Here is a 15116-nt window from a genome sequence, read left to right as displayed (position 1 = left end):
TTTCCAAAATAAAAAAGAATACCCAGAAATTTGCAATCTGTCAAGTAAGCGTTACAATAATGGCGAAGGAGGTGGTGGAATGGAGTTGCGAACGATGAATATTCATCGACAGCGTGATTTTAAACGCTGGCAGCAGTTTCTTGAAGCAAACGGAATCCACGTTTTTAATGAACGGGAGGTCCGACCGGTTGAGCAAACCTTTGGGTGGTTTGATAATTATCAACTGGTTGCGACGGGTTCCGTTGCGGGAAACGTCCTTAAATACATCGCGATTGCTCCGGATTACCAGGAAAACGGGGCAACCTTCAATACGGTCGTTAGTCAGCTTGTATCAGCGGCTGCCCAGCAGGGGCAGTTTCATCTAATGGTGTTTACTAAACCACAGTACGTGAAGAGCTTTCAGTATGTTGGGTTTACGCTTCTAGCGCAAACGGAAATGGGGGCCGTCCTTGAAACCGGGATGCCGACGATTTCGACGTACTTGAAGGAGCTTCCCCGGGTAAAGGACCAGCAGGATAAGCGGGTCGCCGGAATTGTGATGAACGCTAACCCGTTTACGAAAGGGCACCGGTTCTTAGTTGAACAAGCAAGTCGCGAAAATGACGTGGTATACGTTTTTGTGGTTAGCCAGGATGCTTCGTTATTCACAACCGCAGAACGGACAAAGCTTGTGCAAGCTGGGACGGCTGATTTAAAGAACGTTTTAGTTGTTCCCGGAAAGGAATACATGGTAAGCGGGGCGACGTTCCCAGCATACTTCCTAAAGGATGACCAAAACGTTGGGCGATACCAGGCAGCACTTGATGCAACGCTGTTTAAGGAGCAGGTTGCGCCGGCGCTGAACATTACGGCCCGTTACCTCGGAAGTGAGCCGTACTCCAAAACAACCGAGGTGTACAACGAAGAGTTGCACCGGATTCTTCCGCCAGAAATTGCGGTGCGGATTATTGACCGGACGGCAATTGAAGACGGAACGGTTGTAACGGCGACAAAGGTCCGCGCTGCGTTGGCTGCGGGTGATGAAAAGCAGGTTGCTCGGCTGGTTCCTTCAACTACGATGGCATACGTGAAAGAAAATTGGGATGAATTGCGTCAGCGGGCGCAGGAAAGGATGAGGCAGAATGGAGATTAAGCAGACTGCAATGGCGGGGACGCTTGAATCCTCGGATATTCAAATTACGATTAGTGCCGCTCCGGAATTAACGATTGATCTTGATTCATCAGTCGCTGATTTATACGGCGAACAAATCGAAAAGGTGATTAAGGAAACGCTGGCAGCGTACGGAATTGAAGGAGCTCACGTTAAGGCCGTTGATAAGGGTGCGCTGGATTGTGTAATCAAGGCACGGACAATGGCCGCAGCACAGCGGGCCCTTGGAACAAGTGAAACGCCAAACTGGGAGGTGCTCTAATAATGGAAGAACGGTTACGGCGGACAATGATGTTTGTCCCGGGAAATAACGCCGGGATGGTCCGGGATGCCGGAATTTACGGCGCAGATTCAATTATGTTTGACCTGGAAGACTCGGTTTCCTTGGCAGAAAAGGATGCGGCCCGGATTTTAGTATACGAAGCATTAAAAACCCAGGACTACGGTGATGCTGAGTTGGTTGTGCGGGTTAACGGAATCGATACGGAGTTCTTTAAGGCGGATGTTTACGCCATGGTTAAGGCGGGAGTCGATGTTATCCGGCTGCCAAAGGTTGAATCCGGAAAGATGATGACCGACCTCGTTGCAACGGTTGAGAAAGCTGAAAAGCACTTTGGCCGCAAGGTTGGTTCAACGCTGGTAATGGCCGCCATTGAAAGCGCCCGGGGCGTAATGAAGGCCCTTGAAATTGCTGAGAGTACCGACCGGATGATGGGACTGGCCCTTTCAGCCGAAGACTACACGACGGACATGAAGACGCACCGGTACCCAGATGGGGCGGAGCTTGAATTTGCACGGAACATGATTATCCACGCTGCTCGGGCTGCCGGAATCGCAGCGTTTGATACCGTCTTTACTAACATGAATGATATTGCTGGGTTCAAGCGGGAGACGGAACACATCCATGAACTTGGATTTGACGGGAAGTCCCTGATTAATCCGCGGCAAATTGACATGGTTAACAAGGTTTACGAACCGACCCGTGCGGAAGTTGAGGATGCCCTTGACGTTGAAGCAGCCATCAAGGAAGCGCACGCTAAGGGATCTGGCGTTATTTCAATGAATGGTCAAATGGTTGACCGGCCAGTTGTTCTCCGGGCGCAGCGGGTATTACGGTTAGCACGGGCGTCACACTTACTTAACGAGGAGGGCGAGTACATTGAAGAATAGTCTTAACCGGGAATTATCAGCCGAACTGTTAAAGGAAAAGGACTACAAGCCGTTCGAAAACGCGACGATTGGGAATCCCGAGATCCAGCGGACCGCACCGACCGTGCGCGTTTCAACCGGGGACGGGAAACTGGTTGATTCCATTGCGGACGTGGTGAAGAAGACCCTAAAAGACGGAATGACGATTTCATTCCACCACCACCTGCGGGAAGGGGATTTCATCTTTAACCAGGTAATGGATGAAATCATCAAGCAGGGCTTCAAGAACTTAACGTTGGCACCATCATCACTGACAAACGTGATGAACGATAAGGTGATTGAAGCGATTAAAGCAGGGGTCATCACCAACATTACCAGTTCCGGAATGCGGGGAAGCCTAGGCGAGGCGGTTTCCCACGGGTTACTGCCGAACCCCGTTATTTTTCGGTCCCACGGTGGGCGGGCCCGGGCCATCGAGAACGGCGACATTAAGATTGACGTCGCCTTCTTAGGGGTCCCAAACGCCGACCGGCTCGGAAACGCCAACGGAATGGAAGGTGACGCGGTCTTTGGTTCCCTTGGGTACGCCTTAATGGACGCCAACTACGCCGATAAGGTGGTTCTCTTAACGGATAACGTGGTTGACTACCCGAACACGCCAGCGTCAATCAAGCAAACGCAGGTTGATTACGTGGTTAAGGTTGACCAGGTTGGGGATCCTGACCGGATTGGAACCGGAGCAACGCGGTTTACGAAGAACCCGAAGGACCTGAAGATTGCTAAGATGGTAAACGACGTCATCGTTCATTCACCGTACTTCAAGCAGGGCTTTTCATTCCAGACAGGTTCTGGTGGGGCTGCGCTGGCCGTTGCCCGGTACCTGCGAGAATCAATGATTGACAAGAACATCACCGCTTCGTTTGCTCTGGGAGGAATCACAACCCCAATCGTTAAGCTGCTCGAAGAAGGCCTGGTAAACCGGGTAATGGACGTACAGGACTTCGATAAGGGCGCCGCTGATTCAATGAAAAATAACCGGAACCAGCAGGAAATTGATGCGTCATGGTACGCTGATCCGGACAACAAGGGTGCCATGGTAGACCAACTGGATGTCTGCATCCTGTCCGCTCTTGAAATTGACACGGACTTCAACGTTAACGTAATGACGGGGTCAAACGGGGTTATCCGGGGCGCCGTTGGGGGTCACCAGGACGCTGCCACGGCAAAGATGACGATTATTTCCGCCCCACTGACCCGGGGCCGGATTGCCACGGTCGTTCCGCACGTTGGAACGGTGGTTACGCCGGGTGAATCCATTGATGTGCTGGTTACGGAAGTCGGGATTGCCGTTAACCCACGGCGGCAGGACCTTCTGGCAGCCTTTAAACAGGTTCCAGGACTCCCGTTAATGACGATTGAAGAGCTCCAGCAGAAGGCGGAGCAAATTGTTGGCAAGCCAAAGCCGCTCGAATACACTGACCGGGTTGTTGCTCTGATGGAATACCGGGACGGATCAATTATTGACGAAATTCACGAAATTAAGTAGGTGAAATTGCGGTGAAACAACGGGGCTGTTCGAAAACGGACAGCTTCGTTTTTTTTATCGGGTATAATGATGAGGAGCGAAAGGAGCGGGACGAATGGAAACAAGCGCAAGGGTTTTCGTTGGGGGGGACCAGCAGGATATCCCGGCGGTATTAGCCAACCGGGATTGGCGGGCGGCTCAGCAACGCCGCCTCGTGGAAGCTTTTCCCAATGCAACGGTGGTTGCGGTAAAACTTAACATTCCTGGCCCGGTTAAGACGAGCCCGGTGATTCGTCGGTTTTTCCGGGAAGAGCTTGCTTGTTTTGAAAAGCAGTTAGCGGAAGCGGGCGTCCTTGTTTTACGGACGGAAATAGAAGACGACCGTCCGACGGGGCCAGAACGGTTTTACGTGGTTCAAATAACGGCGGAAGCAGCCAAGCGCCTGACGGTAACGTTTGAAACGGCAACGCCGGCGGCCCGGTTGTTTGACATGGATGTTCTTGTTAGGGATAAGGATGTGATTCGGCCGGTTAGCCGGGAAGAAGTAGGGTTGCCTGCACGCCGGTGCTTATTGTGTGACCGGCTTGCTAAGGATTGTGGCCGGTCCCGGCGCCATTCGGTTGCTGCTCTTCAAAAGCGGGTGGCAGCGTTAATCACAGCGGCCGTGAATGCGACGGAGAAGGAGCGGGTGGTAAGTCGGTTGGCGACCCTGGCCGTGCGGGCGTTAATTAACGAAGCGGCGGCCTGGCCAAAACCGGGGCTAGTTGATCCGGTTGAACACGGCGCCCACCCGGACATGGACTATCCCCTCTTTGTTCGGAGCGCGCTGGCATTAGAAGGATACTTTCGCCGGTGTGCGCGGGTAGCAATTAATTATGCGGGAAAGGATTACCCGGCGCTTTTTAACGTGGTTCGGCGATATGGAATTCAGGCTGAGCACACAATGATGCGGGCGACGGGAAACGTTAATACCCATAAGGGAGCCATTTTCGCCCTGGGAATTTTGGTAACCGCAACGGCAAGCTGCTGGCAAACCGGGCGGGTGACCCTCAGGACGATTCAGCGGCGGGTCCAGGCGCTTCTCACCCACCTAACGGATGACTTTACCCGGATGAAGCAGGAAGCTCCCCAGACAGCCGGGGAAGCGCAATACCAGCAAACTGGCCGAAAAGGCGCACGGGGCGAGGCTGTCGCCGGATTTCCCGTTATTTTTGAGGTCGGATTACCAGCTTACAAACAAGCACGGGGAACCACAAATGACCGGATTATTACCGCCTTTTTAGCGTTGGCTCAGCATGTTCAGGACAGTACGTTGTATAAGCGGGCCGGAACGGATGCGATTGAGCAGGAAAAGCAGCGGCAGGTGGCCGCTATCATTGGAGCGGGGGGAATCACGACGCCGGCGGGCCGGAAATTACTGAACGAAATGCAAACGGAGTACAGTACCCGGCATCTGAGCCTTGGCGGTGTGGCGGATATGGTTAGTGGAACGTTGTTAATGGCGGATATCGAGGAGGAATTTTGCAGTGCAAGCACGGATGAATGACGGGGCGGTGCTCAGTTACAGCAAGGTTGGCCACGGGCAACCGGTAATATTAATTCACGGGTTTGGCGGGTACCGCCAAATCTGGACGCGGCAGGTGCCGTTCCTTGTTTCACAGGGTTATCAGGTAATTAGTTATGATCACCGGGGACACGGGGCGTCAGCGCGGGAGCCCCAAGTAACGAGTATCAAACAACTGGTTGATGACTTAGTTACCCTAATGCAGGTGTTACACGTGGAACGCCCCGTGTTAATGGGCCATTCAATGGGCGCCGCGGTGATTTACGGGCTATTTCATTACTATCCTCAACTGCCTGTTCGGGCTGCGGTGGCCATTGACCAGTCGCCTAAGATGTTAAACGCGCCGGACTGGGAGTACGGTTTTATGGACATTACCCGGGGAAATTACCGGACAAAACTCGCCACTTTTGGCCGCGTTAAGGAGACTTTAAACGGGGTTGATGACCAGGTTTACCTGGCCCTCAAAGAGGCAAAGGCGCAGTACCCGGTTGATCAGAAGACGCTGATGCCGTTGATGTATGACCATGCGCGCCGGGACTGGCGGGCGGCCTTGGCAGCAACCACGGTGCCGACGTTACTGGTAACGGCCAACCAAAGCCCGTTCTTTGACGGCGCGTTTGGCGACGTAATGGCGGAAAACAACCAGTTGATTACCCACCAGCGGATTGACCAGACGGGGCACTGCGTAATGGCGGAGCAACCGGCGGCATTTAACCGGTGTGTTCAGGAATTTCTTGCCTAAATAAATCGGATACAGATGACCAGCTAGGGGAGAATGTTCGCCTTTTAGCTGGTTTTTATTTTTATTAAAAACGTAAATTCGGGATAAATTGTTTATCGGGGCGTTTATTGATATAATCGTTGTGGTCGTAAGAAACATAACGATTTATTGAGGTGAAGTGAAATGGCAGCGATTGTTGTTGTTGGAAGCCAGTGGGGCGACGAAGGTAAGGGTAAAATTACCGATTTTTTGAGTCGGCAAGCAGCAGTGATTGCCCGTTATCAGGGGGGCGATAATGCGGGTCACACGATTGTTGCGGCGGGAAAGACGCATAAGTTACAGCTCATTCCGTCGGGGATTTTATATTCTGATAAGCAGTGTGTGATCGGGAACGGGGTTGTGCTAAACCCGAAGTCACTGGTAGCGGAGTTATCCAGCCTTCATCAGGCGGGAATTGATACGACGAACCTCCGCATTTCAAACCGGGCCCACGTTATTCTTCCGTACCATATTCTTCTCGATAAATTACAGGAACAGGCTAAGCAGGATAGTAAGATTGGCACGACCCAGAAGGGGATTGGCCCGGCGTACGTTGATAAGGCTGCCCGGGTGGGGATCCGGGTAGCGGATCTTCTTGATAAGGAGACCTTTGCGGCAAAACTCAAGCAGAATTTGGCCGCAAAGAATCAGCTATTCACGAAGATCTACGGCGAAGCCCCGCTGTCATTCGATGAAATTTTTGATGAATACTATGAATACGGGCAACAGATTAAGGACTTTGTTTGTGACACGGCGGTTGTCATTGATGATGCCCTGAGTGCGGGACAAAACGTCCTGTTTGAGGGCGCCCAGGGAGTAATGCTTGACGTTGACCACGGGACCTACCCGTTTGTTACGTCGTCCAACCCAATTGCCGGCGGAGCAGCAACCGGTAACGGGGTTGGCCCCGAACAGATTGGAGCGGTCTGTGGTGCCTGCAAGGCATACACTTCCCGTGTGGGAGCGGGCCCGTTCCCGACGGAATTGATGGATCAGACGGGTGATTACATCCGTGAGCGGGGCCATGAGTACGGCACGGTTACCAAACGGCCCCGGCGGATTGGCTGGCTTGATACGGTCGTGCTGCGGCATTCCCGGCGGGTGGCAGGACTGAGTGCCATGTGCCTGAACTGTTTAGACGTATTAACGGGTCTTGACGAGTTAAAGATTTGCACGGCGTATGAGCTTGACGGAAAGCGGATTGACCGGTACCCGGCAACCTTAAAGGAGATTGCGGCGTGCCGGCCGGTTTACGAGACCCTTCCGGGGTGGCAAGAAGACATTACCGGTTGCCGGAGCCTAGAGGAATTGCCGGCGAATGCCCGGAACTACGTCAAACGGGTTGCCGAATTAGTCGGCGTACCCGTTGCGATGTTCTCGGTTGGCCCGGATAGGGAGCAAACGATTGTCTTGCAAAATTGTTGGGACATGGCCCGGTAGTGAATAATTGGCTGCCTTTTTTGCAAGATAGGTAGAGAAAATTGTTCTGTTATAGTTATATGGGATGACTAACGTTCCAATAACCATATAGTTATGGTTAGTTTATAAGAATTCTAGTAAAAAACGCATTTTCAAGCAGGCATAGGAATTGGCTGACTGGAAGTGCGTTTGTTCTTGCTAAGATAAGGTTTCACTGCGAAATGTTAGCGGTGAAAGGGAAGAATTGAAATTTAATTTGTTAAGTTTTCTTGGAAATTTTTTTAGAGTGAGGGTGGACCGCAAAGGCACGCTCACTTCGTCGTCAAGTAAATTTTTTGAATAAAAGTTAGGGGTGTTCAGTGGTGCGGGAACGCGTTAGAATAGGACACGTAGTTCCGAACAGAAACATATGTTCGGATAAATGGACGCATGGAGGGGTTAACGTGGTAATCTCGGCACACACATCGGCAGCGGAGCTTGCGCGGCAGATTATGGACCAACAAGGATGCAGTTATCAGGAAGCACTGGAAGCATTGTTGGCAGTTGCGCAGGGCAAATAGGTTCGAGGAGAACGTGATGGAAGGGTGGATTCCATCACGTTCTTTTTTATTGCTAGTAATAATTGCAGGCTTTTATAAAATTCCATATCATAGGGTGGAAGGATAATTTTGTAATTAGCAGGTTATTTAAACCAGATGATATAAAGGGATGAGATTAAGTGGATATCCAAAACCTAACACTTTTTGCAACGCTTGCAAAAACGAAGAGTTACCCGGAAACGGCTGCGCAGCTGCAAATGAGCGTGACCGCGGTGCGGGAACAGATGCGTGAGTTTGAAGATCAACTAGGCGCCCCCCTCTTTGAACGCGAGGTCGAAGCAGTGCGGCTGACGGGAAGCGGGCAGGCACTTTACCCCGCCGTCCAGCGCCTTTTGGTTGACTACCAGCGGGTCGAAAAACAGATGCACCGGCTCCGGAACCAGCGGGACCATGAACTTTACCTGATTACAATTCCAACCATGCTTAACTACGCTGCGTTTGACCGGGTAACCCATTTTCTTCGGGAACATCCCGTTGTTAATGCCCGGTTCCGGGAAACAACGAAGCATATTTTTAACCCGCAGAATGCAACTGATCCGGGGGACATTATGTTTACCCGTATTTTTAAGGACTGTAAGGATGACCGGTTCGAGTACATTCCCGTGGACGATGACGAGTATGTCTTGATTACGGCTAAGGATGGGCAATGGGCGCACCGGCCGGACCTTACCTTAAAGGACGTTCAGGACGAACCGCTGTACACGCTGGATCAGGCAACGGGATTGTACGATGGCGCATTAAAGGTGTGCGCCCAGAACGGTGTTCAGCCGCGGGAAATCCGGCCCCAACACCGGGTTGACCTCATTTTACAAGCGGTTCGAAACGGTGAAGGAGTCGGGCTTTTAATGCGGAAGTCCGTTGTGAACCGGCCGAACGCCGACGTTCAGGTGGTTTCCATTCCACGCAATATTGCCCTTGGATTATGCTTCATTCGGCCAATTGGAGAGCATACAGCTGCTGCGGATGACTTGTGGCAGTTCTTAAAGCGGCAGTATCAGGAATAATCCAGTTGGAATAATTATGAATTATTAGGCAAAACACTTTAATCATGGGTTTTTAGGCGGTATACTAATGACGAAGTAAATTTCTAACGGGGTGAGACGATGAACTACATCAACAAGGAAATTGACGATTTTAAGGTAACCGCATACCAGCAAGGCGAAACCATGGACGTTACGAAGCAGGACGTCTTAGGAAAGTGGGCCATCTTCCTGTTTTATCCGGCGGACTTCTCGTTCATTTGCCCGACGGAACTGGAAGCACTTCAGGATAAGTACGAAGAGTTCAAGCAGGCGGGGGCCGAGATTTACACGATTTCAGAGGACACGGAATTTGTTCACAAGGCGTGGGCGGATGCCTCTCCAGAAATCGGGAAGATTCAATACAAGATGCTTGCTGATCCGGCCGGGAAGTTAGCGCGGCAGTTTGATGTCCTTGACGAAGAGGCTGGGCAAGCCTATCGGGGCGTCTTTATCATCGACCCTGACGGCAAGATTCAATCATACACGGTAAACAACATGGCGATTGGCCGGAGCGTGGACGAAATTCTGCGGACGCTTCAGGCTGCGCAGTTTGTCCGGAAGTACGGCGATCAGGTTTGTCCGGTAAACTGGCATCCGGGTGATAAAACCCTTAAGCCGGGAATGGACTTAGTAGGGAAACTATAAGCGTTCCGTTAAGAGGGGACCATGATGAAGATCATGGTTCTTTTTTATTGCTTTGGTACAGATGGTTTCCCCTTTTATTTTGAGCAATTTGCTGGAAAAACGTCATCAATGTTAAAATTGAGGTACGAATGACGGGATTATTTCCGCGGAAATAACCTGGGAAAGAGGGAAGTATGGATGGCAAAGGAAGATTTAACCCGGTTAACGGAGCTTGCTGATCAGGTCACTGAATTGCCGGAATTTAAGCGGACAGAAACAGAGGAAGCATATAATGAGGTGGTTGTTCCCCTTAAGGAGATCGTGACGGCAAACCAGGCGGAGGATTTATATGACCAGCTCAACATCATTCCTGTGATGCAGGGAAAGCCGATCATGGACATGATGCGGGATGTTCCCCTGAAGGTGCGGGAAAAGGCCATGTGGGACTTTAGTAAGAAGATGGAGATGCACTACTTCACCAAGGAAGAGGACGGGTACTACTACTTCCATGATGACCAGTTGCAGCAGGTTCTCCTAAAGTTAATTGCTGCCTTACAGCAACGTTTGGGTTAGAAGAGTAAGGAGGGTGTGGTGAAGACCACATCCTCCTTATTTAATGTTCATTGGCAAACCCGACCTGTTCAACGTGGTGATCCTGGTAAACAAAGACGGCACCGTAAATGTTGGGGTTATCCTGGACCCACCCCTTAGGAGCGTGACCGGCAAAGAACAACCGGGTTGACTCGATTTCGCCCACGACAGAATCACGGGTAAAGACGGTGACTCCCGCCACGGCGGTTTCGAGGGGGTGGCCCGTCCGGGGGTCAATAATATGGTGGTAGGTATGACCGTCCTTTTTTAAATAGCGTTCATAAATTCCGGACGTTACCGCAGAACATGCGGACTGATGGACGGTGGCCACTACGCGTCCCCGGGTCTTAGCGGGGTCTTGAACCCCAATTCGCCACAAACCATCGGGGTGAAGGGGACACGGTCCCATTGTTAAAAGGTTGCCCCCCAGGTTAATCATTCCGGATTGGATTCCGCGGGAGCGCCAGAGGTCCCGGATCCGATCTGCAATGTAGCCCTTCGCAATGCCTCCAAGATCGAGTTCCATCCCTGGTTTGGTTAGGAAAACGGTGAGGTTATCATCATCAAGTAGAATATGTTGGGGATCGCATAATACCTGCTGTTTTTCGATGGCTGTTTCTGAAGGGACGTTGGCTCCTGAAAAACCAATCCGCCAGAGTTTAACGAGGGGACCAATGGCAGCGTTAAAGCCGCAGTTTTCCCGGCTTACCGCCACGGCGAGTTTAGTAAGGGCGTACGTGCTGGCGCTGACCTGAACTGGATGGTCCCCCGCAGCGTGGTTGACGCTCATGAGTTCGGAGTGGTCGCGGTTAACGGTTAACCGGTCTTCATACCCCTGGATAAGGTGGTACGCGTCGTCTAAATCAGCCTCGGTCGCCGTGCCAAAGGCGGTTAATTCGATTTGGGTGCCAAGGGCAAAGTATTGTTTTTGAATTTGGCGGCGCCGGACACCTGGAATGGCCGGGGTTGTTTCTCGCCAGGCGTTTTCAATAGTTGTCATCTGAGTGTTCCCCCTATAAGTTCATGGCATTATTATATCATCTTACCGGTTCGGAAAATTGACAGGTGGGGGAAATGGGGTATAATAAACGGCGTAAATGTTAGACCGGTAAAGTAGTCAAAGTGCTTTATCCACAAGTTTTCGCAGGGGCGAAGTGTGGACGAAAGCACTTTTTTTATGGCAAGGAGGAATGAAGATGCCGTTAGCAAAGGCAACAGAGTACGATACGATTGCAGCGATTGCCACGCCGCCGGGTGAAGGGGCAATTTCGATTGTGCGGGTTAGTGGCGACGATGCCGTTGAACTGGTAACCAAGTTATTCCGGGGAAAGGACCTCCGGCAGGTTCCGACCCATACGATTAACTACGGGCACATTGTTGACCCGAAGACGCACGAGGAAATTGATGAGGTAATGGTGTCGGTAATGCGGGCCCCCCGGACGTTTACCCGGGAAGACGTCGTGGAAATTAACTGCCACGGCGGAATCGTTCCGACCAACCGGATTCTTCAGCTGACGCTGACAAACGGGGCGCGCTTGGCAGAACCAGGCGAATTCACGAAGCGGGCCTTCTTGCACGGCCGGATTGATCTATCACAGGCGGAAGCCGTAATGGATATGATTACCGCGAAAACGGACCGCTCACGGCAGGTCGCCCTCGGTCAACTGGACGGTAACCTGGCAACCCGGATTCGGGCTCTCCGGCAGGAGATTCTGGACGTGCTTGCCGAGGTGGAGGTTAACATTGACTACCCTGAGTATGATGACGTTGAAACGGTCACAACAAAGCTTATGCACGACCATGCGATCAGCGTCCGGAAGAAGATTAAGGAATTGTTGGCAACTGCCCAGCAGGGGAAGGTCCTCCGGGACGGCCTTGCTACGGCGATTGTCGGGCGGCCAAACGTCGGGAAGTCGAGTCTATTAAATTACCTCTTACACGAAGATAAGGCGATTGTGACCGACGTTGCTGGGACCACCCGGGACGTGATTGAAGAGTACGTCAACGTCCACGGCGTTCCGTTGAAGCTGATTGATACGGCTGGGATTCATGCCACGGATGATAAGGTTGAAAAAATTGGGGTTGAGCGGTCGAAGCAGGCAATCCAGCGGGCGGACCTCGTCATTGTGGTGCTTAATGCAAGCGAACCCCTCACCACTGAGGACCGCGATTTATTGAAGTTCACGCAGGGAAAGAAGCGGATTATTCTCTTGAATAAGACGGACCTCCCGCAGAAGATTGAGCAGGACACCGTCCAGCAGTTAAGCGGTGATGATCCGGTCATGCCAATTTCAGTACTGCAAAATGATGGTTTAACGGCCCTAGAGGATAAAATCCAGGAACTTTTCTTTGGCGGAATTGAAAACTCCCAAACAACGGTGATGGTTACTAACGACCGGCACATTGCACTCCTTAACCAGGCGGAGCAGGCCCTTGACGACGTGTTGACAGGGATTACAAACGGGATGCCGGTTGACCTCGTCCAGATTGACCTGACCCATTGTTGGGACCTGCTGGGAGAAATTACCGGTGATAGTTATACGGATGAACTTCTGGATGAACTCTTTAGTAAGTTCTGTCTAGGAAAGTAATGGGGGAAAGAACGATGAAGCTATACGATGGTGGAAACTATGACGTAATCGTAGTTGGTGCCGGGCACGCGGGATGCGAGGCGGCCTTAGCAGCGGCGCGAATGGGTAACGAGACGTTGTTAATTACGATTAACCTTGAAATGGTTGCCTTTATGCCGTGTAACCCGTCAGTCGGCGGCCCGGCAAAGGGAATCGTGGTCCGGGAGCTTGACGCCCTGGGTGGTGAAATGGGGCGGAACATCGATAAGACCTACGTTCAAATGCGGATGTTGAATACCGGGAAGGGCCCCGCTGTTCAGGCGCTCCGGGCCCAGGCAGATAAGCGCCGGTATTCAATTGAGATGAAACACACCCTTGAGCGGCAGGAGCACTTGACACTGCGGCAAGCGGTAGTAGACGACTTAATCGTTGAAGACGGAACGGTTAAGGGCGTTATTACAAATACCGGTGCAAAGTACGGTGCGAAGGCGGTTGTCCTAACGACGGGAACCGCAGCGCGCGGAAAGATTTTCATCGGGGAATTGTCCTACTCATCAGGGCCAAATAACACGAAGCCGGCTGAAAAATTATCCGGGAACCTGGAGAAACTCGGTTTTAGCCTGAAGCGGTTTAAGACGGGGACCCCGCCCCGGGTTGACGGGAATACCATTGACTATGACGAGACGGAGGAACAGCCGGGTGACGCAACGCCCAACCACTTTAGTTTCACAACGCCGGATGAGGACTACCTCCCCGTTTCCCAGCAGCTGTCGTGCTGGTTAACGTACACTAACCCGGAAGTTCACCAGATTATTCGTGACAACTTCGACCGGGCGCCGATGTTTTCGGGAGTGATTAAGGGGGTCGGTCCGCGGTACTGCCCGTCAATCGAAGACAAGTTGGTGCGGTTTGCCGATAAAACCCGGCACCAGCTCTTTCTGGAACCTGAAGGCCGGGATACGGATGAGGTGTACGTTCAGGGACTGTCCACCTCAATGCCCGAAGAGGTGCAGCAGGAAATGATCCACGGAATTCGGGGGATGCATCACGCCCAAATGATGCGCCCGGGCTATGCCATTGAGTATGACATTATCGAGCCGTACCAGTTACGTCCTACCCTGGAAACGAAGCTAGTGAAGGGGTTGTATACGGCCGGTCAAACAAACGGGACCTCGGGGTACGAAGAGGCCGCTGGTCAGGGAATGATTGCCGGCATTAATGCGGGTCGGCACGCACTTGGGAAGAGCGAAGTGGTTCTTAAACGGAGTGAGGCGTACATCGGCGTCATGATTGACGACCTGGTAACTAAGGGGACGAACGAACCGTACCGGCTGTTAACTTCCCGGGCAGAATACCGGTTGCTTCTCCGGCACGACAATGCGGATCTCCGTTTAACTGATCTTGGGCATGAGCTTGGTTTAATTAGCGAGGAACGGTACGCGCGGTTTAAGCAGAAACGGGCAACGATTGCTGCTGAAAAGGAGCGACTTCAGCACTTGCGGATTAAGCCGGGAACGGAAGTTGACGAATTCCTGAAGGCGCACGGCTCCCATCCGTTGAAGGATGCCGTGCTGGCAGCAGATTTCCTGCGGCGGCCGGAGGTAACGTATCAGGACCTCCTTCAGTTCATTCCGGCGCCTGAAACGCCGTTAGACCGGCGGGAGGTTGAACAGGTTGAGATCCAGTTTAAGTACGAAGGGTACATTAAAAAGGAAGAACGGAACGTTGAGAAGCTGAAGAAGATGGAAGCGAAGAAGATTCCGGACCGGATTGATTACGATGCGATTGAGGGATTGGCAACCGAAGCGCGGCAAAAGTTTGATAAGATTCGGCCCGAAACGATGGCCCAGGCTAGCCGAATTAGCGGGGTCAATCCGGCGGACCTGTCAATCTTAGCGGTGTACATTGAACAGGGGAAGATTGCTAAGTTACCAGAATAGTGGTGGCTGAGGCTGGGACAGCAGTTCCAGCCTTTTTTGCTGGGTAATCTGGGAAAATGAAACTGGATAGAAGTGACTTGCAGAGTACGCACCACGGTTGCCTTTTTGCTCGGAGACGGTTTACTTGCTAAGCCGGAATATTTCCCGGGAAATCGCCTTAAATGAAAAATAAATAAACTCCATTACCGCGGGCGAATTAAAGT

General features: G+C 52.0%; 13 protein-coding genes. 12 read left to right on the top strand and 1 reads right to left on the bottom strand.

What is annotated here, in order from left to right:
• Positions 1–79 precede the first annotated feature (79 nt).
• The 10 genes from citC to QOR60_RS05305 all read left to right on the top strand — a co-directional run bounded on the left by citC (position 80) and on the right by QOR60_RS05305 (position 10385).
• Positions 80–1132 carry a [citrate (pro-3S)-lyase] ligase gene (gene citC, locus QOR60_RS05350; protein WP_283582335.1) on the top strand — a complete coding sequence of 351 codons (1053 nt, stop codon included), beginning with the start codon at positions 80–82 and terminating at the stop codon, positions 1130–1132.
• Positions 1122–1412, top strand: a complete 291-nt coding sequence (gene citD, locus QOR60_RS05345) for a citrate lyase acyl carrier protein (protein ID WP_283582334.1) — start codon at positions 1122–1124, stop codon at positions 1410–1412. The genes citC and citD overlap by 11 nt, the downstream gene beginning before the upstream one ends.
• 2 nt (positions 1413–1414) lie before the next feature.
• Entirely contained in the window at positions 1415–2320 is a 906-nt protein-coding gene (gene citE / locus QOR60_RS05340) for a citrate (pro-3S)-lyase subunit beta (protein ID WP_283582333.1), read from the top strand.
• Complete coding sequence (citF, locus tag QOR60_RS05335) at positions 2310–3845, top strand: citrate lyase subunit alpha (protein ID WP_283582332.1); 1536 nt, start codon at positions 2310–2312, stop codon at positions 3843–3845. The genes citE and citF overlap by 11 nt, the downstream gene beginning before the upstream one ends.
• Before the next feature lie 94 nt (positions 3846–3939).
• On the top strand, positions 3940–5370 hold the full coding sequence (gene citX, locus QOR60_RS05330) for a citrate lyase holo-[acyl-carrier protein] synthase (protein ID WP_283582331.1): 1431 nt from the start codon (positions 3940–3942) through the stop codon (positions 5368–5370).
• Entirely contained in the window at positions 5351–6130 is a 780-nt protein-coding gene (locus tag QOR60_RS05325; RefSeq protein ID WP_283582330.1) for an alpha/beta fold hydrolase, read from the top strand. The genes citX and QOR60_RS05325 overlap by 20 nt, the downstream gene beginning before the upstream one ends.
• Before the next feature lie 162 nt (positions 6131–6292).
• The gene (locus QOR60_RS05320; protein ID WP_283582329.1) at positions 6293–7588 is read left to right on the top strand and encodes an adenylosuccinate synthase; all 1296 of its coding nucleotides are present in this window, start codon (positions 6293–6295) and stop codon (positions 7586–7588) included.
• A 697-nt stretch (positions 7589–8285) separates the two neighbouring features.
• The gene (locus QOR60_RS05315; RefSeq protein ID WP_283582328.1) at positions 8286–9170 is read left to right on the top strand and encodes a LysR family transcriptional regulator; all 885 of its coding nucleotides are present in this window, start codon (positions 8286–8288) and stop codon (positions 9168–9170) included.
• Between the two features lie 99 nt (positions 9171–9269).
• On the top strand, positions 9270–9833 hold the full coding sequence (locus tag QOR60_RS05310) for a redoxin domain-containing protein (protein WP_283582327.1): 564 nt from the start codon (positions 9270–9272) through the stop codon (positions 9831–9833).
• 177 nt (positions 9834–10010) lie between these two features.
• On the top strand, positions 10011–10385 hold the full coding sequence (locus QOR60_RS05305) for a hypothetical protein (protein WP_283582326.1): 375 nt from the start codon (positions 10011–10013) through the stop codon (positions 10383–10385).
• 40 nt (positions 10386–10425) lie between these two features.
• On the opposite strand, the gene QOR60_RS05300 is transcribed toward QOR60_RS05305, so the two are convergent.
• Positions 10426–11403 carry an FAD:protein FMN transferase gene (locus tag QOR60_RS05300; RefSeq protein WP_283582325.1) on the bottom strand — a complete coding sequence of 326 codons (978 nt, stop codon included), beginning with the start codon at positions 11401–11403 and terminating at the stop codon, positions 10426–10428.
• Positions 11404–11599: 196 nt separating this feature from the next.
• Here QOR60_RS05300 and mnmE point away from each other — a divergent pair, with 196 nt between their 5' ends.
• Together mnmE and mnmG are read left to right on the top strand one after the other, a co-directional pair.
• Positions 11600–12994 carry a tRNA uridine-5-carboxymethylaminomethyl(34) synthesis GTPase MnmE gene (mnmE, locus tag QOR60_RS05295; protein ID WP_283582324.1) on the top strand — a complete coding sequence of 465 codons (1395 nt, stop codon included), beginning with the start codon at positions 11600–11602 and terminating at the stop codon, positions 12992–12994.
• Between the two features lie 14 nt (positions 12995–13008).
• Positions 13009–14913, top strand: a complete 1905-nt coding sequence (mnmG, locus tag QOR60_RS05290) for a tRNA uridine-5-carboxymethylaminomethyl(34) synthesis enzyme MnmG (RefSeq protein WP_283582323.1) — start codon at positions 13009–13011, stop codon at positions 14911–14913.
• The last annotated feature ends 203 nt before the right edge of the window (positions 14914–15116 follow it).

The organism is Ligilactobacillus hohenheimensis (assembly GCF_947381805.1).
Classification (GTDB): Bacteria; Bacillota; Bacilli; order Lactobacillales; family Lactobacillaceae; genus Ligilactobacillus; species Ligilactobacillus hohenheimensis.
This window is presented reverse-complemented; position numbering and strand designations above follow the sequence as displayed.

Excerpts from the sequence above, each read along its gene's own strand:
- citC (WP_283582335.1), top strand. The coding sequence starts at position 80 with ATGGAGTTGCGAACGATGAATATTCATCGACAGCGTGATTTTAAACGC.
- QOR60_RS05305 (WP_283582326.1), top strand. The coding sequence starts at position 10,011 with ATGGCAAAGGAAGATTTAACCCGGTTAACGGAGCTTGCTGATCAGGTC.
- QOR60_RS05320 (WP_283582329.1), top strand. The coding sequence starts at position 6,293 with ATGGCAGCGATTGTTGTTGTTGGAAGCCAGTGGGGCGACGAAGGTAAG.
- citE (WP_283582333.1), top strand. The coding sequence starts at position 1,415 with ATGGAAGAACGGTTACGGCGGACAATGATGTTTGTCCCGGGAAATAAC.
- QOR60_RS05300 (WP_283582325.1), bottom strand. The coding sequence starts at position 11,403 with ATGACAACTATTGAAAACGCCTGGCGAGAAACAACCCCGGCCATTCCA.
- mnmG (WP_283582323.1), top strand. The coding sequence starts at position 13,009 with ATGAAGCTATACGATGGTGGAAACTATGACGTAATCGTAGTTGGTGCC.
- citD (WP_283582334.1), top strand. The coding sequence starts at position 1,122 with ATGGAGATTAAGCAGACTGCAATGGCGGGGACGCTTGAATCCTCGGAT.
- mnmE (WP_283582324.1), top strand. The coding sequence starts at position 11,600 with ATGCCGTTAGCAAAGGCAACAGAGTACGATACGATTGCAGCGATTGCC.
- QOR60_RS05310 (WP_283582327.1), top strand. The coding sequence starts at position 9,270 with ATGAACTACATCAACAAGGAAATTGACGATTTTAAGGTAACCGCATAC.
- citX (WP_283582331.1), top strand. The coding sequence starts at position 3,940 with ATGGAAACAAGCGCAAGGGTTTTCGTTGGGGGGGACCAGCAGGATATC.